This window comes from Bacillus sp. 11B20 (genome assembly GCF_056098985.1).
Map to the genome: position 1 here is coordinate 161,426 of NZ_JBLZWZ010000007.1, position 23,204 is coordinate 184,629.

Annotated in this window: 22 protein-coding genes; 12 read left to right on the forward strand and 10 right to left on the reverse strand. The window is 41.5% G+C overall.

Features of this window, described 5'->3' with window-relative positions; all coding sequences use genetic code 11:
- Window positions 1-102: 102 nt before the first annotated feature.
- Genes ACN6NB_RS05030 through ACN6NB_RS05040 form a run of 3 tightly spaced genes read left to right on the forward strand, consistent with a single transcriptional unit; the run spans window position 103 to window position 1,825 of the window.
- On the forward strand, window positions 103-525 hold the full coding sequence (locus ACN6NB_RS05030; RefSeq protein WP_024425495.1) for a BlaI/MecI/CopY family transcriptional regulator: 423 nt from the start codon (window positions 103-105) through the stop codon (window positions 523-525).
- Window positions 518-1,357, forward strand: coding sequence for a M56 family metallopeptidase (locus tag ACN6NB_RS05035; protein WP_474253258.1), 840 nt, complete (start codon window positions 518-520; stop codon window positions 1,355-1,357). The genes ACN6NB_RS05030 and ACN6NB_RS05035 overlap by 8 nt, the downstream gene beginning before the upstream one ends.
- A gap of 57 nt (window positions 1,358-1,414) precedes the next feature.
- The gene (locus ACN6NB_RS05040; RefSeq protein ID WP_039177642.1) at window positions 1,415-1,825 is read left to right on the forward strand and encodes a DoxX family protein; all 411 of its coding nucleotides are present in this window, start codon (window positions 1,415-1,417) and stop codon (window positions 1,823-1,825) included.
- 197 nt (window positions 1,826-2,022) lie between these two features.
- On the opposite strand, the gene ACN6NB_RS05045 is transcribed toward ACN6NB_RS05040, so the two are convergent.
- Window positions 2,023-2,469: a ferritin-like domain-containing protein gene (locus ACN6NB_RS05045; protein WP_126682047.1), complete on the reverse strand. Its 447-nt coding sequence runs from the start codon at window positions 2,467-2,469 to the stop codon at window positions 2,023-2,025.
- 152 nt (window positions 2,470-2,621) lie between these two features.
- Between ACN6NB_RS05045 and addB the strand changes: the two genes are divergently transcribed.
- The 5 genes from addB to ACN6NB_RS05070 are packed head-to-tail and all read left to right on the forward strand — an operon-like array spanning window position 2,622 to window position 14,726.
- Window positions 2,622-6,131 carry a helicase-exonuclease AddAB subunit AddB gene (gene addB / locus ACN6NB_RS05050; protein WP_474253259.1) on the forward strand — a complete coding sequence of 1,170 codons (3,510 nt, stop codon included), beginning with the start codon at window positions 2,622-2,624 and terminating at the stop codon, window positions 6,129-6,131.
- Entirely contained in the window at window positions 6,109-9,813 is a 3,705-nt protein-coding gene (addA, locus tag ACN6NB_RS05055) for a helicase-exonuclease AddAB subunit AddA (protein WP_144491058.1), read from the forward strand. The genes addB and addA overlap by 23 nt, the downstream gene beginning before the upstream one ends.
- 26 nt (window positions 9,814-9,839) lie before the next feature.
- A complete protein-coding gene (sbcD, locus tag ACN6NB_RS05060) occupies window positions 9,840-11,015 on the forward strand; it encodes an exonuclease subunit SbcD (RefSeq protein ID WP_058838814.1) in 1,176 nt (391 codons plus the stop codon).
- Entirely contained in the window at window positions 11,012-14,407 is a 3,396-nt protein-coding gene (locus ACN6NB_RS05065; RefSeq protein ID WP_144491059.1) for an AAA family ATPase, read from the forward strand. Before sbcD ends, ACN6NB_RS05065 begins: the two co-directional genes overlap by 4 nt.
- Before the next feature lie 19 nt (window positions 14,408-14,426).
- Window positions 14,427-14,726 (forward strand): HNH endonuclease family protein, encoded by a 300-nt coding sequence (locus ACN6NB_RS05070; protein WP_039177660.1) that lies wholly within the window; start codon window positions 14,427-14,429, stop codon window positions 14,724-14,726.
- A gap of 47 nt (window positions 14,727-14,773) precedes the next feature.
- On the opposite strand, the gene ACN6NB_RS05075 is transcribed toward ACN6NB_RS05070, so the two are convergent.
- The 8 genes from ACN6NB_RS05075 to ACN6NB_RS05110 all read right to left on the reverse strand — a co-directional run bounded on the left by ACN6NB_RS05075 (window position 14,774) and on the right by ACN6NB_RS05110 (window position 18,239).
- The gene (locus ACN6NB_RS05075; RefSeq protein WP_003211468.1) at window positions 14,774-14,992 is read right to left on the reverse strand and encodes a spore germination protein; all 219 of its coding nucleotides are present in this window, start codon (window positions 14,990-14,992) and stop codon (window positions 14,774-14,776) included.
- A gap of 22 nt (window positions 14,993-15,014) precedes the next feature.
- Window positions 15,015-15,446 carry a spore germination protein GerPE gene (locus ACN6NB_RS05080; protein WP_024425504.1) on the reverse strand — a complete coding sequence of 144 codons (432 nt, stop codon included), beginning with the start codon at window positions 15,444-15,446 and terminating at the stop codon, window positions 15,015-15,017.
- Window positions 15,446-15,622, reverse strand: coding sequence for a germination protein GerPD (locus ACN6NB_RS05085; RefSeq protein WP_003210893.1), 177 nt, complete (start codon window positions 15,620-15,622; stop codon window positions 15,446-15,448). The genes ACN6NB_RS05080 and ACN6NB_RS05085 overlap by 1 nt, the downstream gene beginning before the upstream one ends.
- Window positions 15,619-16,233, reverse strand: coding sequence for a spore germination protein GerPC (locus ACN6NB_RS05090; RefSeq protein WP_047202343.1), 615 nt, complete (start codon window positions 16,231-16,233; stop codon window positions 15,619-15,621). Before ACN6NB_RS05090 ends, ACN6NB_RS05085 begins: the two co-directional genes overlap by 4 nt.
- Before the next feature lie 30 nt (window positions 16,234-16,263).
- Window positions 16,264-16,497, reverse strand: a complete 234-nt coding sequence (locus ACN6NB_RS05095) for a spore germination protein GerPB (RefSeq protein WP_003210877.1) — start codon at window positions 16,495-16,497, stop codon at window positions 16,264-16,266.
- 14 nt (window positions 16,498-16,511) lie between these two features.
- On the reverse strand, window positions 16,512-16,733 hold the full coding sequence (locus ACN6NB_RS05100; protein ID WP_024425506.1) for a spore germination protein: 222 nt from the start codon (window positions 16,731-16,733) through the stop codon (window positions 16,512-16,514).
- A gap of 127 nt (window positions 16,734-16,860) precedes the next feature.
- A complete protein-coding gene (locus tag ACN6NB_RS05105) occupies window positions 16,861-17,022 on the reverse strand; it encodes an aspartyl-phosphate phosphatase Spo0E family protein (RefSeq protein ID WP_039177669.1) in 162 nt (53 codons plus the stop codon).
- Between the two features lie 122 nt (window positions 17,023-17,144).
- Window positions 17,145-18,239: a CotH kinase family protein gene (locus ACN6NB_RS05110; RefSeq protein WP_151284190.1), complete on the reverse strand. Its 1,095-nt coding sequence runs from the start codon at window positions 18,237-18,239 to the stop codon at window positions 17,145-17,147.
- Window positions 18,240-18,480: 241 nt separating this feature from the next.
- Between ACN6NB_RS05110 and ACN6NB_RS05115 the strand changes: the two genes are divergently transcribed.
- The 3 genes from ACN6NB_RS05115 to ACN6NB_RS05125 all read left to right on the forward strand — a co-directional run bounded on the left by ACN6NB_RS05115 (window position 18,481) and on the right by ACN6NB_RS05125 (window position 20,585).
- Window positions 18,481-19,092, forward strand: coding sequence for a spore coat protein CotG (locus ACN6NB_RS05115; RefSeq protein ID WP_474253326.1), 612 nt, complete (start codon window positions 18,481-18,483; stop codon window positions 19,090-19,092).
- Window positions 19,093-19,218: 126 nt separating this feature from the next.
- On the forward strand, window positions 19,219-20,124 hold the full coding sequence (locus tag ACN6NB_RS05120) for a fumarylacetoacetate hydrolase family protein (RefSeq protein ID WP_064498271.1): 906 nt from the start codon (window positions 19,219-19,221) through the stop codon (window positions 20,122-20,124).
- 92 nt (window positions 20,125-20,216) lie between these two features.
- Window positions 20,217-20,585: a YisL family protein gene (locus ACN6NB_RS05125; RefSeq protein WP_034282135.1), complete on the forward strand. Its 369-nt coding sequence runs from the start codon at window positions 20,217-20,219 to the stop codon at window positions 20,583-20,585.
- A 38-nt stretch (window positions 20,586-20,623) separates the two neighbouring features.
- On the opposite strand, the gene ACN6NB_RS05130 is transcribed toward ACN6NB_RS05125, so the two are convergent.
- On the reverse strand, window positions 20,624-21,151 hold the full coding sequence (locus ACN6NB_RS05130; RefSeq protein WP_474253260.1) for a DUF2777 family protein: 528 nt from the start codon (window positions 21,149-21,151) through the stop codon (window positions 20,624-20,626).
- 154 nt (window positions 21,152-21,305) lie between these two features.
- On the opposite strand from ACN6NB_RS05130, the gene asnB reads away from it, so the two are divergent.
- Entirely contained in the window at window positions 21,306-23,147 is a 1,842-nt protein-coding gene (asnB, locus tag ACN6NB_RS05135; RefSeq protein WP_474253261.1) for an asparagine synthase (glutamine-hydrolyzing), read from the forward strand.
- The last annotated feature ends 57 nt before the right edge of the window (window positions 23,148-23,204 follow it).

The following is a 23,204-nucleotide window of genomic DNA, read 5'->3' on the forward strand; positions in this document are numbered from 1 at the left end:
TTACCAAAAACAAAAGCAAATATACAACGATTTTCCCCTATTTTTGTTATCAGTTGACTATCATTTTCAATTACACTACAATCCTTAGTGTGAGGTGATAACATGAAAATTCCTTCTTTTAAATATAATGAAAAGGGATTGAATCGTTTTTTCGGTCCTTTAGAGGGAAGAATTATGGAGATCCTTTATCAAGGTGAGGATATGCCGATTAAAGAAGTGCAGCAGAAGCTGTCAGATGAAAAGCCGATTAATTTCAACACGGTGATGACTGTGCTGAACCGCTTAACCGAAAAGGGAATTGTGGAGAAGAAAACAAAAGGGCGTTCATCTATTTATAACCCCATTTTAACAAAAGAAGAATTTCTAAATGAGCAGACAAAATGGATTACGCAAGGTCTGATGGACGATTTTGGTCCACTGGCAGTGAATCATATGGTGGATGCAATTGAAAGTGCTGACCCTGAATTACTCAAAGTGCTTGAAGCAAGGCTGGCATCCAAAAAAGAGGAGCAGCAAAATGAATAAAATGAAATCGAGCCTGCTATTTTTAGGCGGTATATTGATTGGTTTAACGATTTTTTATCAGATGGGGTATTACGTGCTTTCAAGCTTTTTTGGCTGGAATCAAGCATATAATCTCATTCATGTATGCCAATCTGTTCTCGAATTCTATGGATTCACTCCTTTGAAATATTTTCTAGATGCTTTAGTGCTCTATACACTGGGATTTGCGATTTTCTATATGACGAAGCAAATCAAAACGTACATTCAATTCAAGCAAAATCTCATGCTTGCAGTCAATCACGAGTCGACCGAATCTTTATGTGAGAAATATGCAAACGACATCGTTGTGTTTCATTGTCATGAACCGCTTGCTTTTGCCATGGGGATGCTTCACCCAAAGGTCTACTTATCAACGTCTCTCATGGACATGCTGGATGAAGAGGAGATTGACGCTGTTGTTCATCATGAATTGCACCACAAATACAGCTATGATCCTTTAAAGGCCTTCACATTCTCAATGCTCACAAAAGTTATTTGGTACATTCCAGTGTTAAAGCATATGAGACAAAGCTATTCCGTTTTTCGTGAAGTGATCGCAGATGACTATGCGATTCGGCAGACAGGCACTGAGCTTGGAGTAGGGCAAGCCCTTTTGAAACTCATTAAAAAGAGAACTCAGTTTCAAAAACAAACGAAGTTTGCGGTATCCTTTGGAGATCGGGCATTGAATTTAAGAATACAAAAGATCTTAAATCCAACATACAATATTCCTTTCAATGTACCCATCATTCCCATTGTCACATCAACCATTCTCATGGTGGTCTTGATAATTATGCTTAATCTAAATTACTAATTTTTTTTACTAATTAACATTACATTATGTAGTGTAAAAACAGGAGGAAATCACTATATGAAAACGAATCAAGAAATAGGAACACTTTTCGTGCGTGTTATTTTAGGTTTGATCTTCTTTCTACACGGACTTCAGGCATATCAAGGAGGTCTGGGAGGAACAGCGGCATTCTTTGGACAAATCGGTATACCGGAATTTATGGCCTATATTGTGAAGACAATTGAACTGGTCGGTGGTATCGCCTTGATTTTAGGTCTAGGAACACGTATTTTCGCTGCGCTATTTGTACCGATTATGGCTGTGGCGATTATGACGGTTGGTTTTTCTAAAGGATTTGTTGGCGGTTATGAATTTGAACTATCACTGCTTGTCATGGCGCTTTATTTAACACTTAGCGGCAGTAAGATGCTGTCCATTGATGGGCTGCTAAAACATCAGCAGCAAAGCAATGAAGCAAAATTTCATTAAACGATCATGAAAAAAACTCCTTCTGCTATGTGTGGCAGAGGAGTTTTTTTATTTATCAAATTGTTGTTTTCACGTTTGAAAAAGGGAAAGAGATGAGAGGTTTGCTGAAAATAGTCCTTTATTTTATAGATTGAATGAACAAAAAGACGATTTCATTTTTTGACGGAACATACGATCTCCTATTAAAATAGGACTATCTAAGACACATGGTGCGTTAAAAGATATAAAAACCATACAGCATGCTGCTGTTCATCTTGAGCAATACGTTTCATCAGCTCTTTTGTTCCTTGATCCCGGACATAATCTGATACCGTTAAGTAAAAATCGACCGTTCTTTGTTCATCTTTAAATGCGAAAAGAAGCCCTTCTCTAAATTGATCTGGACAAGGTTCTGTTACGTTTGGTTTGTGGTTTTTACCTGTTAAAGAATAATATAGCTTTGTAAATAGTTGATAGTGTCTGACTTCATCCTGGCGTATTTCTTGAATGATTTTTTTTGCCTCAGGAGTTTTTGCTCTTTGGGCAAGTTTTTCGTAGCATTGGATCGCAGAATATTCACCATTGATCGCTTTTTCAAGGTCAGAAATGATCCTTGTGTTTTGGCGCATGTCATATGGCGAGTAGTCATAATAACCGTAATACATGATATTGCCAGCCTCCTTTGAGTTCATGATGGTTTATGATATGAGAAGAGTTAGGAAAGGTGCCTATATCTTTTTAGGAAGGAGAAGGGGAAAATAGCTATTTAATTCTATTTTCGCTAGAATATGAGTACATAAGAAAGGTGTTGTGGAGCGTGGAGATTCAGTTTTTAGCAGGCAGATCGGGGAGTGGAAAAACGACTGCAATCTTAGAGGAAATCAAAGAACAGCTTCGGCTAGATCCGCTGGGTCCGCCAATCATTTTTTTAGTCCCGGATCAAATGACATTCTTAATGGAGTACGAGCTTGCAAAAACGTCTGAAGCTGGCGGGATGATCAGGGCCAAAGTATTTAGTTTCACGCGTCTTGCTTGGTCTATTTTACAGCAGACTGGCGGAGCGAACCGGCAATTTGTGACAAGCACAGGAATTCAAATGCTTTTAAGAAAAGTAATTGAAGAAGAGAAAGAAAAGTTTAAGGTATTCAAAAAAGCGAGTGATAAGCCAGGGTTTGTCGAGCAAATCGAAAAGACGATGGCTGAGTTCAAAAGATACTGCATGCTGCCGGAGGATATTGAAAAAATTGCATTATCGAGCATACATTCAGAATATACAGAAGAAAGACGGGCAGGCGAAAAATTGCATGATCTGCATGTTCTTTATCAGCAGATGGAGCAGCATTTACAAGATGAATATGTGCACTCAGAAGACTATTTGACGCTTCTCACGCAGCAAATTCCTCTATCTGAAGAAATAAAAGGAGCACATATTTATATAGATGGCTTTTATCAATTTACACCGCAGCAGCTTCTCGTCATTGAACAGCTTCTGCTTCATGCTGAGAAAATAACGGCTGCGTTCACAGTGGATCGTTCCTATCATGATAAGCAGCCAAATGAACTTGATTTATTTCGTATGACTGGTAAAACGTATTTCCAGCTCTATCAGCTTGCTAAAGAGTGCGGAGCGGCCATTTCTGAGCACATTTTGGAGAGAAATAGCCGGCATCTTCATACGCCAGATCTTGCTTATTTAGAACGCCAATATGAGCAGAGACCGGTGCAGCCATATCAGGAAGTAACCCCTCATCTCACAGTGTCTAAAAGTGCGAGTAAACGAGCTGAAATTGAGGGAGTAGCGAGAGAAATTCTTCATTTAGTGAGAGAAGAAGGACTTAGACTGCGAGATATTTCAGTTGTCGCGCGGCATGTAGATGACTATAAAGATACGTTAAAAGAGGTTTTTCGAGATTACGATATTCCTTTTTTTATTGATGGAAATGAATCAATGCAGTATCACCCGCTTATTGAATTGATTCGTTCGAGCTTGGATGTCATAAAAGGAAACTGGCGGTATGAGGCCGTGTTTCGCTGCGTGAAAACAGAGTTCTTATTTCCGCTCGAACTTGCCAAAAACAAAGCGAGAGAACAGGCAGATCAGCTTGAAAACTACTGTATTGCTTATGGTGTAAAAGGAGAACGTTGGACAAACGGCTCCCGTTTCCACTACAGACGATTCCAATCTTTAGATGAGGATTTTGGACAAACAGATCAAGAAATTGAAATGGAACAGATGCTGAATGATGTAAAGGAATGGATTGCACCTCCGCTTTTCCAATTGCAAAAAAGGCTGAAAAAAGCGCAAAAGGTAAAAGACATGGTGGAGGCAGTCTATGTCTTTTTAGAGGAAATACAAGTGCCGGATAAACTTGAAAAAGCTAGGCTGGAAGCAGAAGAAGCAGGTAGATTAGCTGAAGCCATGCAGCATGGACAAGTATGGGATGCTGTTATTCAATTAATGGATGAATTCGTTGAAATGCTCGGTGAGGAGGAGCTCTCATTTCCTTTATTCCAGCAAATGATGGATACAGGATTGGCCTCTTTAAAATTCGCTTTAATTCCGCCTTCACTCGACCAAGTATTTATCGGAAGTATGGATTTATCAAGAATGTATCAAGTGAAGTGTATGTTTATCATTGGGGTAAATGATGGCGTTATTCCCGCACGCCCTTCTGACGAAAGTGTTTTGTCTGAGGATGACAGGGAATGGTTAAAGCGAGCAGGAGCAGAGCTGGCAGAGACAGGAAAGGAACGGCTGCTAGATGAGCAATTTTTGATTTACCAGGCGCTGTCGAGTCCATCTCATCATTTGTATCTGTCTTATTCAGTGTCAGATGAAGAGGGGCGCTCTTTATTGCCTTCGACTCTTATCAAGTATTGTCAGGAGCTTATGCCAAATCATCAGCATGCTTTGTATGTGTTAGACCCGGAACAGCTGGATGACGAGGAGCAATTAAAATTTGTAGCGAATGAGCATGTCTCGTTATCGTATACTGTCTCGCAGCTGCAGCAATGGCTCAACCAATATCCCATCAGTGGTGTATGGTGGAGTGTTTATAATTATTTGATAACGTCAACTCATCGGGATGTATCAAAAAACATCTTGTCGAGTTTGTTTTTTACAAATCGAGCAAAGCGCTTAAAACCAAACGTCACAAAAGAACTTTACGGTGATCACATTCAAGGCAGTGTTTCAAGAATGGAGAAATTCAATGCGTGTGCATTTTCTCACTTTGCTTCGCACGGCTTAAAATTAAAGGACCGGCAATTTTATAAATTGGAAGCACCCGATATCGGCCAGCTGTTTCACTCGGCTTTAAAGCATATTTCAGATACGCTTGTTGAACAAAAAAAGGATTGGAAAAACTTAACGAAGGATGACTGTGTCAATTATTCAAGACATGCAATCGAACAGCTTGCTCCGCGTCTTCAAAAGGAAATCCTCTTAAGCTCTAATCGGCATGCTTATATTAAAGAAAAACTCCAAAAAATCTTAATTCGAGTCTCTTCTATCTTAAGTGAGCATGCAAGAGTGAGTGGATTTTCTCCCGTTGGACTTGAGTTAGGGTTTGGCGGCCAAGGACCTCTTCCGCCGTTCACTTTTCAATTGAAAAATGGCTGCACGATGGAGCTTGTCGGAAGAATTGACCGAGTAGATAAAGCAGAAGGTTCAAAAGGGCTGCTGTTGAGAATCGTCGACTACAAATCGAGTGAGAAAGGTCTTGATCTAGCAGAGGTATACTATGGGCTTGCCTTGCAAATGCTCACTTACTTAGATTTAACCATTACGTATTCGAAGGAATGGCTCGGTGTAGAAGCAACGCCAGCTGGCATTTTATATTTCCATATCCATGATCCGCTTATTCAAGCACCGATTCCGCTTGCAGAGGATGAAATTGAGCAGGAAATATTCAAGAAATTTAAAATGAAAGGTCTATTGCTTGAAGATGTAGAAGCGGTAAAGCTAATGGATCAAACGCTTGAATCAGGAAGATCACAAGTCATTCAAGCCGGTTTGAAAAAGGACGGATCTTTCCGTTCTGACTCTGCTGTTTTAAGTGAAGATCATTTCCATATACTCACAAAGCACGTTCGGCGCACATTTGAAGAAGCAGGCGAAAGAATTACAAATGGTGAAATAGCCATTAATCCATATAAATTGAAGGATCAAACACCATGCCGCTTTTGTTCATTTAAGTCTATTTGCCAATTTGATGAATCGATAGAGGATAATGAATTTAGAGTGCTATCATCTGAAAAGGATGATGTTGTGATAGACCGGATCAAAAAAGAAGGGGATCAGTATGCAAATACCAAAACCGAATAACAGTACTTGGACGGATGACCAATGGGAAGCCATCGTTTCAGAAGGACAAGATATCCTTGTTGCGGCGGCAGCAGGGTCAGGTAAAACAGCTGTTTTGGTTGAACGGCTGATTCGAAAAATGACCCGTCCAGAAGATCCAGTTGATGTGGATCGTCTGCTCGTTGTGACTTTCACAAATGCATCTGCGGCAGAGATGAAGCATCGGATCACAGAAGCACTTGAAAAGGAATTAGCGAAAAACCCCGGGTCCCTTCATATGAGAAGACAGCTGTCGCTCATGAATCGTGCCAATATTTCTACCTTGCACTCCTTTTGTTTGCAGGTTCTGCGCACCTTTTATTATGAAATTGACCTTGATCCAGGCTTCCGTTTGGCTGATCAAACAGAAGGAGAATTATTAGGAGATGAAGTGTTAGATGAACTGTTTGAGGATGAATATAAGGCTGGAAAGCCATCGTTCTTTGAACTGGTTGATCGCTATACTTCTGACCGCCATGATTTAGACTTGCAATGGCTTGTGAAGAGAATTTATGAGTTTTCCAGATCTCACCCTTCACCTGAGCAATGGATGAGGGCATTTCTTTCTCTTTATGATGTAGATGCTCAAACAAAAGTAGAACAATTACCGTTTTACCCATATATCAAAGAGGATCTTTCTCTCGTTTTTCGAAGCTGTCTCGAACTACTCGAACGAGCTCTCGCCCTATCAAAAGAACCGGGCGGCCCGGCACCGAGAGCAGAAAATTTTATAGATGATTTAGAGCAAGTCAATGAATTAATCAGGCACCAAAATGATTTTGAAAAGCTTTACGAGCTTTTGCCAAACATCAATTTTAAAAGGCTCAAAACATGTAAAGGGGACGAATATGACCCTGTGCTGTTAGAAAAAGCCACAGATGCACGCAATCAAGCAAAAAAACAATTAGAAAAACTTAAAGATGAATACTTTATGCGCAGTCCAGCCCAGCATTTGAAGAGCTTAGCTGAAATGAAGCCGGTGGTCGAAACACTTGTGGAGCTTGTCATCCAATTTGGACAGCGTTTCGAAAAAGCGAAGCAAGAAAAATCAATCGTGGACTTTTCGGATTTAGAGCATTATTGCTTACGCATTTTAGCAGAGCAGGATGCGGAAGGAAATTTGATCGAAACAGAAGCGGCCAAGTACTATCAACAGCAGTTTGAAGAAGTGCTCGTTGATGAATACCAAGATACAAACCTTGTACAAGAAACGATTTTAAAGCTTGTATCTAAAGGGGAACATGCCGCAGACGGCAACCTGTTTATGGTTGGTGATGTAAAGCAGTCCATTTATCGCTTTAGACTGGCTGAGCCCATGCTCTTTTTAAACAAATATAAACAATTTACACCAGACGGCAAAGAAACAGGGAAGAGAATCGATTTAAATAAAAACTTCCGCAGCCGTTCAGATGTGTTAGACAGTACGAACTTTTTGTTCAAACAGCTGATGGGGGAAACAGTTGGAGAAATTGAATATGATGAACAAGCTGAATTAAAGCTTGGAGCGAGTTATCCAGAAAGCGAAGATACAACGACAGAAATGCTTCTTGTCCATTTAGATCAACAGGAAGCAGAAACTGACGAAGAGCGAGAAGAATTAGAGACCGTACAGCTTGAAGCGAGAGTCATTGCTAAAAAAATAAGACAATTGGTGGAGCAGCCATTTCAAGTGTACGATGCAAAACAGCAAATGACCCGTAACTTGCAGTATCGGGATATTGTGATTTTGCTTCGTTCTATGCCATGGGCCCCGCAAATGATGGAGGAATTGAAGAAACAGGGAATCCCTGTGTATGCGAATCTTTCTTCCGGTTATTTTGAAGCAACAGAGGTGTCTGTCATTCTTTCTCTGTTAAAAGTCATTGATAATCCATATCAGGATATCCCGCTTGCAGCTGTATTAAGATCACCACTTGTCCATTTAGACGAAAATGAAATGGCAATGATTCGCACGAGTGATAAAAAAGGCACTTATTATGATGCTGTGAAGGCATTTATGAGGGTGACACATTCAGATCACCCTACATGCAAAAAACTAGAACGGTTTTTCAGGTTGCTGCGTAAATGGCGTGATTTCTCGATGAATCATTCAGTAGCGGAATTGATTTGGGAAGTATACCGCGATACGCAGTATCTAGATTACGTTGGCGGGATGCCTGGAGGCAAGCAGAGACAGGCGAATCTCCGCGCTCTTTATGATCGATCAAAGCAGTATGAAAAAGCTGCCTTTAGAGGACTGTTCCGTTTTCTTCGTTTTATCGAAAGAATGCAGGAGCGTGGAGATGATCTTGGTGCGGCAAAAACGTTCAGTGAAACAGAAGATGTTGTTCGCATGATGACAATTCACAGCAGTAAAGGGTTAGAATTTCCAATCGTCTTTACCGCAGGACTCGGCAGGAACTTTAATATGATGGACTTAAACCAGTCCTATTTACTTGATAAAGAGCTAGGTTTTGGAAGCAAGTATATCCATCCTGAGCTGAGAATTAGTTATGCAACATTACCGCTTGTAGCGATGAAAAAAAAGATGAGGAAAGAGCTATTATCTGAAGAGCTGAGAGTTCTATATGTGGCGCTCACAAGAGCGAAGGAAAAATTATTTCTGGTCGGCTCTGTCAAAAATCAGGTGAAAGCATTAAGCAAATGGCAAAATGCTGCAACCGGAGAAGATTGGCTACTCCCTGATTTTGAACGTTATCAATCGAAAACATACTTAGATTTTATTGGTCCTGCTCTCATCCGTCACCAAGCAATGTCATCTATTTTAGAAGAAACAGGTGATGTTGTTCTTTCGCATCCATCAGCATTCACAATCTCATTTACTCAAGCTTTCGATCTTCTAAAAGAAGATATGTCACTTGAAAAGGAGCAGCAAGACGAGGTGGTACAAGCTTTGATGGAGGGGCTGCCTGTTGAAGAATATGGTGATGCTGATGAGAAAGTAGCAGAGAGACTTTCATGGAGATACCCATATCTAGCGGCCTCACAAGTCGGCACAAAGCAGTCTGTTTCCGAGATAAAGAGAATGAAAGAAATACAGGATGAGTACAGTGTTCCTTCTTCTCTTCGAAAAGCTCGTGCCACGTTGTATGACCGGCCGGCTTTCATGAAGAAAAAAGCACTCACTGCCGCAGAGCAAGGCACCGCAATGCACACAGTCATGCAGCATATTGCGCTTCCTTCTGACGAGCCCTACGATGATTCACGTATACAGCAGCTGCTCGATTCCTTACAGCAGCGAGACTTGCTAACAAATGAGCAAGTCCAGTCAATTGATCAAGAAGGAATTGCAGCTTTCTTCTCTACTTCTATTGGTCAAAAGCTGCGAAAAGCGGACTGGGTAAAACGAGAAGTGTCATTTAGTATGGTATTACCTGTTAAAGAGGTATACAGCCATATTGATGCAGAGGGGGAGCCTGTCCTTATTCAAGGGATGATTGACTGTTTATTTGAAACGGACGGAAAGCTATATTTACTAGATTATAAAACCGATAGAGTGCAAGGCAGATTTACAGACGGCCTTGAAGCAGCTGTGCCTATATTGAAAAAACGCTATGAAACTCAAATCGCGTTATATGCAAAAGCAGTAGAACGTTTAACAAACAGAACATTAGAGGAGAAAATTCTTTATTTCTTTGATGGGAATATAGAAATTTCATTATAAATGTATCGGAATGAGAGGTGAATCACATGAGAATTCTGCATACGGCGGATTGGCATTTAGGAAAAACCCTTGAAGGCCGAAGCCGGCTTGATGAGCAAGCACAGTTTTTAGATGAGCTGTATCAAATCGTAAAAGACGAACACATTGATGTCATTGTCATGGCTGGAGACGCCTTTGATACAGTGAATCCGCCTGCTAGAGCAGAGCAGCTTTTTTACGAAAGTCTATCCGCCTTATCTGATAAAGGAAAACGTCAGGTCGTGGTCATCTCAGGCAACCATGATAATCCGGATCGACTATCCGCCGCATCTCCTTTAACAAATGATCAGGGGATTCATTTAATTGGATATCCGACAAATGATATCATCCGCGTCGATGTTCCTTCTTCGAGTGAACGTTTATCCATTGCAGCACTCGCCTATCCGTCTGAAGCGAGACTAAACGAGGTACTGGCTGAAACATTTGAAGAGAAAGTGCTTCGTGATCATTACAATTTAAAAATACAGCAAGCATTCCAACATTTAAGCACTCAATTTCAAGCCGATACGGTCAATATCGCAACGAGCCATATTTATGTGGCAGGAGGAAGTCAAACAGATTCAGAAAGACCGATTGAAGTAGGCGGTGCATATACCGTTGCGGCTGAAAGTCTGCCAGAAGCAGCCTGCTATGTGGCCCTTGGTCATTTGCACAGGCCGCAAACCATCAAGCGTGCCAAAACGATCGCCCGCTATTCCGGGTCACCTCTTGCTTACAGCTTTTCTGAATCAGGATATGCCAAATCAGTCACGATTGTTGAAGCAAAACCTAATGAAAAAGCAAGCTGGAAAGAAGTGTTGTTATCAAGCGGAAAACCACTTGTGAAATGGAAGGCTACTGAGGGACTGAGTCAAGTACACGAGTGGCTGGATGAAAAACGGGATCTTCAGGCATGGATTGATTTAGAGATTCATTTAACAGATCAGCTCTCTATAGAAGAGATCCATCAGCTCCGAAAGCAGCATAGCGGGTTTGTCCATATTAGACCAAAATTTAAAGAACTGCAGCAATTGGAAGAACAAAAGCAAATCGAAAAGCTCTCGATCGAAGAGCGGTTCGTGAAATTTTATGAGCGCCAGACAGGCGGCGGACTTCCTGATGAAAAAACAATTAAGCTGTTTTTAGAGCTCGCCAATGAAATGCAAGAGGAGGAAGCGACTTGAAGCCGATTACGCTAACCATTAAAGGACTTCATAGCTTCAGAGAAGAACAAACAATTGACTTTAGCTCATTATGTGATGCAGGTGTGTTTGGCATTTTTGGACCGACAGGAAGCGGAAAATCGTCCATATTAGACGCAATGACCCTGGCACTCTATGGCAAAGTGGAACGTGCGTTAAATAATACACATGGTATTTTGAACCAAGCGGAAGAGAAACTGTCAGTTTCCTTTACGTTCGCTTTGCAGAAGGAACACCATATTTCTTATAAAGTCGAACGTGCTTTTAAGCGGGCGGATGAAATGAAAGTCAGAACGACACTATGCCGTCTGATTGAAATTGGTGATTCGCAGACAGTCCTTGCAGATAAAGCGAGTGAGGTCAATCGTAAAATAGAGGAATTACTCGGGTTAACCATTGATGATTTTACGCGTGCGGTTGTCTTGCCCCAAGGGAAGTTTGCAGAATTCCTTTCCTTAAAAGGAGCCGATAGACGACAAATGCTTCAGCGTTTGTTTAACCTGGAAAAGTATGGGGATCAGCTCGTCAAACGTTTGCGCGCAAAGGCGCAGAATCAGTATGGACAAAAAAATGAACTGCTTGCTGAGCTGAATGGTTTAGGTGAAGCTGGTCCAGAGGCGCTCGCAAAGGCAAAGGAAGCGGCAGAGCAGGCAAAGGCTATTTTTCATGAGAAAAAACAAGCGCGGGATGAGGCGTTCACTGCTTTTACAAAGGCGCAAACAATTTGGCAGTATCAAAAAGAACAAGAAGCTTATGAGACGGAACTAAACCATCTGAATCAACTGGCACCATCAATGGAAGAAAAAAAGGCCAAGCTTCATATTGCTGAGCAGGCAGATGCATTAAAGCCCTATGCGGATGCATTAACAAAGGCTGAAAATCAGCTTTCTCAAGCATTAAAAGAGAAGCAGGAAGCAGAAAATCAGCTTCTGCATCAACGATCGATCTATGATCAAATGACGCAGAACTATGAGCAAGCCAGACAAAAGAAAATAGAAACTGAGCCGGAACTTCTCCAAAAGAAAGAGCAGCTGATTCAGCTAAAGGAAATTGAACGAAAAAAAGAGGCGGCTCTTCAGGAAAAGACGGCAATCGAACAGAGAAAAAATAATACAGCGCAGCAATTATTACAAAAAAAAGAAGAAGCAGACAATCTCCAATCATTGTTAGAACGTGCACTGGCAAAACAAACACAGCTGAAGCGTGAGCTGGAGTCATTACAAGTCTCTGTAAAAGAACGGAAAAGTGTACAGGATGCTTTGCGTTTAAGCGAAAATGTTCAAAGAATACATCAAAGCATACACAAGGAAGAACAAAAGATGGAGGAGCTCAAAAAGCGATCATCACAGACCGCAGCAGCATTTGAAAAGCTTCAAAAACAGCAAAAAGACCATCATGAAAAAATAGACCAATCGTTTCAAGCGATTGAACAGCTCTATTTCTATGTATGTGAATTCGAACGGGCTTTTACAGAATGGAGTAAAAGAGAACAAAGTCAGAAGCTCGAAAAATTAAAACAGCGTGATGCTGTTAGGGCGGCGGAATTAAGAAAAGAATTAGCGGCAGAGCTTGTAGATGGTGAGCCATGTCCTGTTTGTGGATCTGTTCATCATGACCCAAAGGCATTGGAAAACAATGACCATGAAGAAACAGTGGCACAAATCGATGAAGTGATTCAACGGATGGACACAGAGCTTAAGCAGGCAGAGGAATACACAAGAGACATGTATGCCGCCAAGCAGCTATTGGAAACGCACGCTAATCAATTAGTAAAACAATTTGCCTTTTTATCTCAGAAAGCTCCAGGTGCGGAAGTTGCGGCAGCAGTAGAAGCAGTGCAAAATCCGGAGTCCTTGCAGTATCTCATGCAAGAATGGAAAGGCTTGAAACAAGATATTCAAGAAGTTGATCGTAAACGAGCTCGTTTAATGGATGAAACACATGATCAAGCAGCAGAGATAAACAAGATAAAAGATCAGATGACATTTGAACAGCAGCGTATCGAAGAATTAGACGGGCTGATCAAGGAGCTTCAATCTGAGCTTTCAGAGCAAACATCTCAATTTGAACAGGCCTTCCCGCACTTTACATTGCATCAAGTACAAGAAATGCAAAAGCAGATAGATGAAAAGGACCAGCAAGCGGAAGGCTATAAAGAGCGGATTGAGAAAAGTATTTCATTTTTGGAAGAAAAACAGCAGGCAAAAGAACAGCTGCAAACAGCCATATACGATGTGGAGAAGGAACTTGATAAACTAGCGCATCAGCTGGAAAGTCAGCAAAAGCTCATTCATCAATATGAAACAGATTTAGGGCGGTATCCATTAAAAGCTGTCACTATTTCTGAAGAACTGATCGAGGTTGAACACACGCTTGTTCGTCTCAATGAAATGGAACAGCAATCGTTCAAGCAATTACAGCACGCGCAGGAGCTCTTTAGTCAAGCACAAAGCCATTTTTCAAGCAGTGAGCGTCAGCTTCAAGAGGCTGAACGAAGAAAACAAGAAGCACGAGCAGCATGGGATAAAGAATCGGAGTCTTCTCCTTTTGATAAGCCTCAAGAGATTGAATTTGCTTTCCTGAATCAGGCAGTACGTCAATCAGTTAAACAAGAAATTGATGAATTTGAGGATAAAAGAAAGCAATGTGCCGCAAACTTAAAGCGAATTTCTGAACTGCTGAAAGATGAGTCACTAGATGAAGAGCAGTGGACTGATATTCAACTGAGGAAAGAAGCGGCAGAAAAGGCATTAGAAGAAGCAACAGTGATGAGCGGCTCTGCTTATGAACATCTGCGTGTGATGGAAGAAAATCACCAGCGATTTGCAAGTATTCATGAACGCTTAGCGGAGCTGCAGCAAGAAATTGATCGGCTTGATAAGCTGCAAACTGTGTTTAAAGGAAATACATTTGTTGAGTTCTTAGCAGAAGAACAGCTGGAAAGTGTCAGTCGTGATGCATCTGCCCGTCTTGGTATTTTGACAAGACAAAGATATGCGATTGAGGTGGATTCAGAAGGCGGCTTTGTCATGCGCGATGATGCGAATGGCGGTGTCAGACGTCCAGTGTCCAGCTTGTCCGGCGGGGAAACCTTCCTGACGTCGCTTGCGCTTGCACTAGCTCTTTCAGCGCAGATTCAGCTGAGAGGTGAGTTTCCGCTGCAATTCTTTTTCCTTGATGAAGGCTTTGGTACCCTTGATCAAGACTTGCTTGATACGGTCATTACCGCATTAGAGAAATTACAATCCCAAAACTTAGCTGTTGGTGTCATCAGCCATGTGGAAGAATTGAAAATGCGGCTGCCGAAGAAACTGATTGTCCATCCAGCAGATCCAAGCGGGAAAGGGACAACAGTCTCAATGGAATTAATGTAAATATTGAGGTGATGACACGGTGGCAAAGCAAACAATTGGATTATGTGAGCTGTGCGGAAGACAAGATGTCCTGCTCACAGAACATCACTTAACGCCAAGAGAAGAGGGTGGTGCTTTTTTACCGACTGCCTTCTTGTGCATCCCTTGTCATAAACAAGTACATGCCCTTTTTACAAACCAGGAGCTTGCCGCACGTTTGAACACAATTGATGCACTGAGGCAGGATGAAAAGCTTGCTTCGTACATCAAATGGATTCGGAAACAGCCGGCAAGCAAGCTGGTTAAAACAAAAAAATCGAGACAGCGCAGAAAGAAATAAGCATAAAAAAGCGCTCCTCTATTTGAAATAGGTGTAGAGGAGCTGCTTCATGCATTACCTACCATATTCTGATCATTTAAGTCAGGATCCACATAGTTGGTGGCGCTAATGCCATTATTTAATATCAAGAAATCTCCGGTATTCCCCGCTCCAGAGCCTAAAGCAGATTTTGACGAACTTTTAGGCGACAGGTAGAATGAGTCACCGACGTTTACGACGCCTCCAGAAATAGAGTTAATGTAAATGGGTCCGACAATTGCTGGCATAATCGACATCCTTTATTCGAAGTCATATCACCATCATATGCGCAGGTAGGTCCATTTGTGAGTTTTGCGGACTTTCATCATTGCTAAATAGCTCCCTAATATGCTTCACTCGCGCAACGCCATTCATTCGACAAGTAGAGCCGATTTGATAGACAGAGGACGATGATACCCCTTCTACATGGATCGAAGACACTTTAATCACAGGCTTTTCATGGTAAAAGGCTGTTCTCACTGATCGTTCTGGGAGCATCAATGGAATAGGCTCATAATACACTTCAAATTCTTTCGCATCTAAATTTTCTGCTTCATAGCCATAAAACAAACTAATGGTTCGTTGAACAGCTAACACTTTGACTTTCGGACATAGCTCCTGAGTATCACCGATTTGAACCACACTCGAAATCCCGACAGAATTCACCTTTGAGAACTTCACTTGAGATGTGCGCTTGATCATTATCGAGGTGCTAGAGGAACAAACGGGCCAATAATCAGAGATTCTGGCGGTGTATCGAAAATTGAGGATAATTGTACATGATCTGTGTCCCCGATGATAAATAAGGAAGAAGACGATACCCCGACTACTTTAATGCTTCCGGTCTCAATGTTGCGGTTGACAACTGTGAAATTCATCCGTTTTCCTCTCCTTTCGTTTCACTTGGAATATGGGCTAAAAAGTGCTCAATCGCCCGCTTTACATCATGCTTCACATATTCAGCAATTTGCTCTGAACGCTGCAACGGTGTCATATCTTCCCGGTGTGGTAACTGTCCCGCATAGTATTTGATCCTGCTGTCAATTTGCTTGCGAATGTCCTCAATGATATGGTGTTTGTTGCTTTCATCGAGGGACCCTTCATATCGCTGCTCTAGTTCTTCAAGAAGTTCTGGAGCTTCTTCATTTAGAAATGCATCGACAAGCTGCCGTGTTTGATTGAAAAATTGATCAGCCATTTCTTGTTGCATCATTCCAATTCCCGGGGTTGTTGTTTGGCCCACTTCAAAGTTTTGAACACTGTTTGGATCAGATGGGTTGAGGCCGATATTCAGCGTCCCTTCCAGCCGTTCGATTTTCAGTTGATCAAATTGATAATCAATCCGTTCAATATTCGTTGTCGGTTTATCTTTGATCATTTGCATTTCCTGCTGAAGCTCGTTAAGCCTTTTTTCAAGCATCATGATTTGTTGCGATTGTTTTTGAATGATGCCATATACTTGTGAAGCGTTGCTCTGATAATCATACATTTACCTACACCTCCGGGGATTGCAGATGACTTAAGTTGTTGGTGACTGAAGCGGTACAAAAGGTGCTGTGCTTGCGCCTTGAGATTCTTCAATTCCTTGTGTACCTGCTGCGGCAGGCGCTGCTTCTACGTAGCTTCCCGTGTTATACAGGTTGGAAAGGGCTTTGATGGATCCAGCACTCCCAATTTGCAGAACAGAGGAGTTACTTACAGACTCCACACGTAAATAATTAATTTGTATCGCTTGATTAATATAGAAGTTCAACGGATCCTCACTCCTTACAAGTTACCAACAAGCGGTTGATCTATGACATCACTGTCGTACGTATTTGTCACACTTTTGTAGTTGCTAATTTGCAATTGATCACCTGTATTAAAACTGCCTGCGCCAGCAAACGTTTTAACCTGACTATTTGGAGAAATGGTGATACAGTCTCCAACATGAACGACTCCGCTCGTTCCGACGGCATTTACTTTAAAGGCTCCCACAATAGCCGGCATAGCGGTGCACATCCTTTATAAAATTAGGGCACTTTGTTTTTGGGCGTTTCACCATAGCTTATGATGGGTCTTTTAATGTGTGATTGTCTTTTTGAAAGCTTTTCATGAGAGGAATTAGATGTATGGCTTACCCTTTTTTTGAGCAATCTTTAGAGGTGGATTTGATGCCTTTATTTAAGAGCATGTCAAGCTCTTGACTGCATCTGATGGTTTCTTCCGCATTCATCCCGAATTTTTTTGCAGTCTCAATTAAATGTAATCTTTTTTGTTCAATTTCATAATTGATCATAACGGACGCCAACTCTCACATTTTTTATCAAATAGAAGGATATGGTTAGTATACCCTATTTTTCTATAAAAAAAGCTGTTTCGTCAATATGAGTAATAAAGTGACAAAATTCGAAAGTGTTCTTACGTGCCAAATTTTTCTTTTCTGATCTCAGCCTGTAAATAACGTCGTCTTTTGTTGATATACTGCCGGATTAAGTCTCGTTCAGATGGTAGGATGTCTTTTCGATCTTTCGTATATGGATCATCTCCAATTCGGTCCTCAATCGATTCATGCCATTTCTCGATGATTGGGCATAGCCGGTCTTCTACAAAATGTGTATCGAGTACATGCTGGAAAAGTGTGTAATAGGCTTCTTTAAACGAAGGGATATCTAGTAATCTAGCAGTTAATGTATTAAAGCCGTTTACTGGGATATAATCAAACGCCATTTCTTCTCCATGAATGTCACGACCCCATGTTGCATCATAATCCCAAGGAAGTACTTGAAACCGCCCTTGTTCATTCACATAAAGAGCGTAGTTATGAACAAAACCATCAAAGTTTTGTGTGCATACCACACCGATGAGCCAGCGGAAATATTGTGTCACATCTAGGTATTGTTCAATTTTTTCTGCAAAAGTGTCATCTCTTGCTGTGTTGAGAAAGTAAATAAATTCGCTCAACTGCTGATCATGTTGAGACGTCCCCGTTTTTTTCTCGTATCCGAGAAGAAGGTGCTTTTTTGGCTTTTTATCAAAAGAACTCAAAAGGGAGAAGTTCGCGTCGTCATCAACCGCATAATAAATGCCGCCTCCTGAAAGCTGCCGTTTTTGAAGAAAGAACTCATCGACGGATTCTATTTTCAAATAAATGCCTTCTTTTCTTCCGTTTATGGTGAGAAACACATGAGAAGCGGCTGGACTAAGCACCCCCATCTGCTCAAAGAAATAAAAGGATAGTCTGTTTCGGATAAACGAAGGGTCATTGTACTCTGCATTTAAATGAAAGATGGATTCGCCTTGTCTTTGTTTTGGCTTTCGGTATTCAATTTGATAGGATTTTTTCTTAAGCTTTCTAATGTGTGAACCGCGGTATGAAGCATAAATATGTGATTTGGTTTGGCCTGTTTTCAGAATAGCTTCAACAGGTTCATCGTTCCAAATGTCTTTTTTTAGTTCAATCAGGTCCTTTGGATGAATCCACATATCAAGTTGTTTTAAAGGTTCCGTGTTCATACGTTCATCAGCCTCCTATATGCTCTTCTTTACAATATGAAAGTGAAGGAATGTCCTGTACCGGCTGGTAGGTATTCATGGAGTTTTAAAGGAAAGAGGCATTCGTCACGAACACTTGTCTACCGAGTCTCGTAACATAAAGCAGAGAAGATAAACAGCTTTGTCTGTTTGTTTTGTCGAAGCATAGACTGGAGGGGAATTGTTCGTGAGTACATTTGATCATTCGCACATTGAACATGCAGTGGCTTCACTTCGAAGTGAGGGACGTGATCATCACTTAGATCGTGAACCAGAATCGAAACGTTCGCATAAGTCAGCTCGTTCTCGTCATTCAAATCGCGGTCATTGGTTCTTTGGCGGTGGTGGACGCCGTAAATCACGCCGCAGTAAAAAAAGCTACAGAAGCTATCGTTCAAAGAAAAGTTATCGCTCTAAGAAAAGCATGAAGAGTAAAAAGTCATATAAAAGCAAAAAATCTTGCAGAAGCAAAAAGAGCGAACCGAAAAAGTCATGTCGCAGCAAACACAGATCGCATCATAAGAAAAGCTGCCGCAAGTCACACCGCAGCAAGCACAGATCGCATCATAAGAAGAGCTGCCGCAAGTCACATCGCAGTAAGCACAGATCGCATCATAAGAAAAGCTGCCGCAAGTCACATCGCAGCAAGCACAGATCCCATCATAAGAAGAGCCGCAAGTCACGCCGTAGCCATCGATCTAAACGTTCTCATCACCATAAACGCAGCCGATCTTGCCATAGATGTGGAAAGAAGAAGCATCGTTCTCAAAGAACAGGAAATGTTGAGCGTAAATGGGATCAAGGAAATATGTGGGAATATCGCCGTTTCCGCTAGGCATTCAATCATCATTTTTGAAACCCTTTTTAAAAGAGAGTATGATAAAAAAGGGTTTTTTTTATTTCATAGAGAAATAAAATGAGACATCATAACTTAGCGAAATGAAGATTGTGAGGGGAAGACATGAAGTTTTTTACAGGTGAGATACATAGCAGCATGTTTATTGGGGTAGTCATTGATGATGAATGGGTGATGGACGTCAAAAAGGCAGAAGCCAAATTATTTGAGCTTGAGACACTGCCAAACTCTTTATCTGAGTGCATCAAAATGGGGGACAAGTTTGTAGAACATGTGGGGCAGCTTCTTGATTGGGCTGAGAAAAAAGAAGAAGACCGCGGCTCTTATGTATATCCGCTTTCGGACGTGAAACTCCATGCCCCGATTCCAAAGCCGTCTAAAAACATCATGTGTGTCGGAAAGAATTATCAAGATCATGTTATGGAAATGGGAAGTGCGGCGGATATTCCTAAAGACGTGATGATTTTTACAAAGGCACCTACTTCTGTCATTGGACACGAAGATGAGATTCTTCTTCATGAAGATGTGACAAGTGAATTGGATTATGAAGGAGAGCTTGCTATCGTGATGGGCAAATCAGGGAAAAACATTGCTCCTGAAGAGGTACAAGATTATATATTCGGTTACACCATTTTAAATGATGTGACGGCAAGAGATTTGCAGAAAAAACACAAACAATTTTTCATTGGCAAAAGCTTAGATACAACCTGCCCGATAGGACCTTATATCGTTCATAAATCAATGATCGAGGATCATGGTGCGCTCCATGTGGAAACAAAGGTAAACGGAGAGGTTCGTCAGTCTGCCAGTACGGAATTAATGATCTTCACAATTGAGAACATCGTCTCCACTCTTTCAAAAGGGATGACGCTAGAAGCAGGTGACATCATTGCAACAGGTACACCTTCTGGGGTAGGGAAGGGCTTTGAACCGCCTAAGTTTTTAGCTTCTGGAGATCGAATTGACATCACGATTGAACCGATTGGGACGCTGACAAATCACGTCAAATAAAGCACGTGATGACACAGGATTGTCGCTTTGTGTTCGACTTATTTCGTGGTACGATGAGAAGGTACTTGTTCTGATAAAGGGGGAAATCACAAATGGGAACACATTTACATATCACAGCATGGGTGCTGGGGATTATTTTATTCTTCGTAGCCTTTGCTCTAGCAGGTAAAAACGACAAAGGCGCTAAAATTGTGCACATGATCGTTCGCTTATTCTACTTGATCATTATCGCAACAGGCGTAGAGCTGTATGTTCGCACAGGAATGAAAATTCCAGGTTTCGGGGGCGAGTATATCGGAAAAATGATTCTCGGTATCCTAGTGATCGGTTTCATGGAAATGGTCCTAGTGCGCAAGAAAAAAGGAAAATCGGTGACTGGTGTGTTGATTGGTTTTATCGTATTTGCGATTGTGACCATTCTTCTCGGTTTACGTCTGCCGATCGGTTTCCATATCTTTTAATATAAAAAGGACATTGCTTATACGAAGCAGTGTCCTTTTTATGTGGCATCAAATTGTGAAACGATCCGTTGTCCATCTGAAGTGGTCCATTCAAAACGAATGTGACTGGAGGCAGGGTCATGGTGACATTGAAGTGCAAGTGATTGCGTATCTGTCGAAAACTGAAAGAAAGAGACGCGCTGTGATGAATGAAAGGAAGAGAAGACACAATCATAGACGGAAAAACCAAGCTGCTCTACCTGCTCAAGGATGTGATCAAAGACGTTCTCTGGTACGAACATGAGAAGATCGAGCCAGCCTTTGGCAAGGGACGCCGTATATTGAATTTTTTCTCCTCCTTGTACTTCTATTAGCTGCCCGTTTTCATGAAGAACCATGGAACCAAGCAATTCTCCTTTTGTCCATCGGTCATTTTCCTTCAAACAGATCATTGTGCTTTGAAGACTTTCTGGCAGCATGATCTCTCCTTCTTCATCTTCAATCAGACAATGCCCGTTTTCAATGAGCAAATACCCGTTACACCATCTTCTGCTACAGCGTTCAAGCTGCTTCATTCGATTCTCCATTTGCAAAAGCTCCTTTCCTCTTTCTTTTCTTACCAAATCAAGCCTGTCCTATACGCCGGGAAAAAAGGACAAATCAACTATCAAGGAGACGATGCATAAACTAAGAAAGGCTGAATGAGAACACTTGAGGAAAAACGGATGGGAGCTGATGATGATGTGTGGAATTACAGGCTGGGCAGACTTTAAAAAGCAGCTCATCCAACAGGATCATGTAATCAATCAAATGACAGATACATTATCTAAAAGAGGGCCAGATGATACAAATACGTGGAAAAGTGAGCATGTTCTTTTCGGGCATAAAAGGTTAGCGGTGGTAGATGTAGAAGGCGGAAAGCAGCCGATGACATATACACATCAAAACCATGCTTATACGATTGTATACAATGGAGAGCTCTATAACACGGAGGATATAAGAAAAGAATTGTTAAAAAGGGGGCACCGCTTTCTTGGGCATTCTGATACAGAAGTTCTTCTTCATGCCTATACAGAATGGAAGGAAGAGTGTGTCTCCCATTTTAATGGCATTTTTGCATTTGTGATCTGGGATAGTGAGCGTGAATTGTTATTTGCAGGGAGAGATCGGCTCGGTGTCAAGCCATTTTTCTATACAGAACGTCATCATTCCTTCTTATTTGGTTCAGAGATTAAAGCACTTCTTGCTCACCCTGATATCAAAGCAAAAGTCGATCATGAAGGGCTGTCGGAGATCTTTGGCTTAGGGCCGTCAAGAACACCAGGCCAAGGAGTGTTTAAAGGGGTAAAAGAGCTGAGACCTGCACATGCCTTGACCTTTTCAAAAGACGGCCTGCGCGTGTGGAGATACTGGAATGTCAAAAGCAAGGAGCATACTGACTCACTTGATGACACCGCACAGCACATTAAGCATCTCTTTACAGATGCTGTGACAAGACAGCTTGTCTCTGATGTGCCTGTATGTACATTTTTATCTGGCGGCGTCGATTCTAGTGCCATTACTGCCATTGCCGCTAAGCACTTTGAGAAAATAGGGAAAGCACCGATTCATACGTATTCCATTGACTACGAAGAAAATGATCAATTCTTTGAAGCAAGTCAATTCCAGCCAAATGCTGACGGCCCATGGATTGATCAAATGACCAAAGCGTTTCAAACGAATCATCACAACTGTATCATCGGTCAAAAAGAGCTGGCTGCGTATTTGAAGGAAGCGGTTGAGGTTCGAGATTTACCAGGGATGGCAGATATCGATTCTTCTTTACTTATATTCTGCCGAGAAATTAAAAAGGATTTCGTTGTCGGTTTGTCAGGTGAGTGTGCTGATGAGATTTTTGGCGGCTATCCTTGGTTTCACATGGCAAATGAAACAAATAGTTTCCCTTGGATGAGATCGACAGAAGCGAGAACTCAGCTCCTGCAAGACTCGTGGCAAAAAAAGCTGTCACTTAAGGAATATGCGCAAAGCAAATATGAAGAAACGGTGGCAGAAACGCCTCTTTTAGATGGAGAAACTGGAGTCGATAAAGCCCGGAGAGAACTTTTTTACTTAAATATGATCTGGTTTATGACAACACTGCTTGATCGAAAAGATCGAATGAGTATGGGTGCTAGTCTTGAGGTACGTGTGCCATTTGCAGATCATCGCCTTGTCGAATATGTGTGGAATATTCCTTGGGAAATGAAAATGCATGGAAATCGTGAAAAAGGGGTTTTACGAAAAGCATTAGAGGGAATTTTACCGAATGAAGTGCTTTATCGAAAGAAGAGTCCTTACCCAAAAACACATCATCCAGCCTATACTCAGGCTGTGAAAGAGATGCTAACAAACTGTCTCGCACAAAAAGATTCTGTCCTACACGAATTTTTAGATCCGCATCAATTAAAGCAACTGATTGAAACGGAAGGAGCTTCCTTTCATGTGCCTTGGTATGGCCAGCTCATGAAGGGCCCACAGTTGATTGCCCATCTAGCACAGATTCATCATTGGTTTGAAACGTATCGAATTGATATAGAAGCGTAATACAGGGTCGGCTTTCTTGCAATTGTTGAAAGGAAGCCGGCTTTTTTGATACATAAC

Coding starts and splice junctions, on each gene's coding strand:
- ACN6NB_RS05085 (WP_003210893.1), bottom strand. CDS start 15,622: ATGAATTTCACAGTTGTCAACCGCAACATTGAGACCGGAAGCATTAAA.
- ACN6NB_RS05035 (WP_474253258.1), top strand. CDS start 518: ATGAATAAAATGAAATCGAGCCTGCTATTTTTAGGCGGTATATTGATT.
- ACN6NB_RS05130 (WP_474253260.1), bottom strand. CDS start 21,151: ATGGAGAATCGAATGAAGCAGCTTGAACGCTGTAGCAGAAGATGGTGT.
- ACN6NB_RS05100 (WP_024425506.1), bottom strand. CDS start 16,733: ATGCCGGCTATTGTGGGAGCCTTTAAAGTAAATGCCGTCGGAACGAGC.
- ACN6NB_RS05040 (WP_039177642.1), top strand. CDS start 1,415: ATGAAAACGAATCAAGAAATAGGAACACTTTTCGTGCGTGTTATTTTA.
- ACN6NB_RS05030 (WP_024425495.1), top strand. CDS start 103: ATGAAAATTCCTTCTTTTAAATATAATGAAAAGGGATTGAATCGTTTT.
- ACN6NB_RS05105 (WP_039177669.1), bottom strand. CDS start 17,022: ATGATCAATTATGAAATTGAACAAAAAAGATTACATTTAATTGAGACT.
- asnB (WP_474253261.1), top strand. CDS start 21,306: ATGTGTGGAATTACAGGCTGGGCAGACTTTAAAAAGCAGCTCATCCAA.
- sbcD (WP_058838814.1), top strand. CDS start 9,840: ATGAGAATTCTGCATACGGCGGATTGGCATTTAGGAAAAACCCTTGAA.
- ACN6NB_RS05090 (WP_047202343.1), bottom strand. CDS start 16,233: ATGTATGATTATCAGAGCAACGCTTCACAAGTATATGGCATCATTCAA.
- addA (WP_144491058.1), top strand. CDS start 6,109: ATGCAAATACCAAAACCGAATAACAGTACTTGGACGGATGACCAATGG.
- ACN6NB_RS05075 (WP_003211468.1), bottom strand. CDS start 14,992: ATGCCAGCAATTGTCGGACCCATTTACATTAACTCTATTTCTGGAGGC.
- ACN6NB_RS05120 (WP_064498271.1), top strand. CDS start 19,219: ATGAAGTTTTTTACAGGTGAGATACATAGCAGCATGTTTATTGGGGTA.
- ACN6NB_RS05080 (WP_024425504.1), bottom strand. CDS start 15,446: ATGATCAAGCGCACATCTCAAGTGAAGTTCTCAAAGGTGAATTCTGTC.
- ACN6NB_RS05125 (WP_034282135.1), top strand. CDS start 20,217: ATGGGAACACATTTACATATCACAGCATGGGTGCTGGGGATTATTTTA.
- ACN6NB_RS05045 (WP_126682047.1), bottom strand. CDS start 2,469: ATGTATTACGGTTATTATGACTACTCGCCATATGACATGCGCCAAAAC.
- ACN6NB_RS05110 (WP_151284190.1), bottom strand. CDS start 18,239: ATGAACACGGAACCTTTAAAACAACTTGATATGTGGATTCATCCAAAG.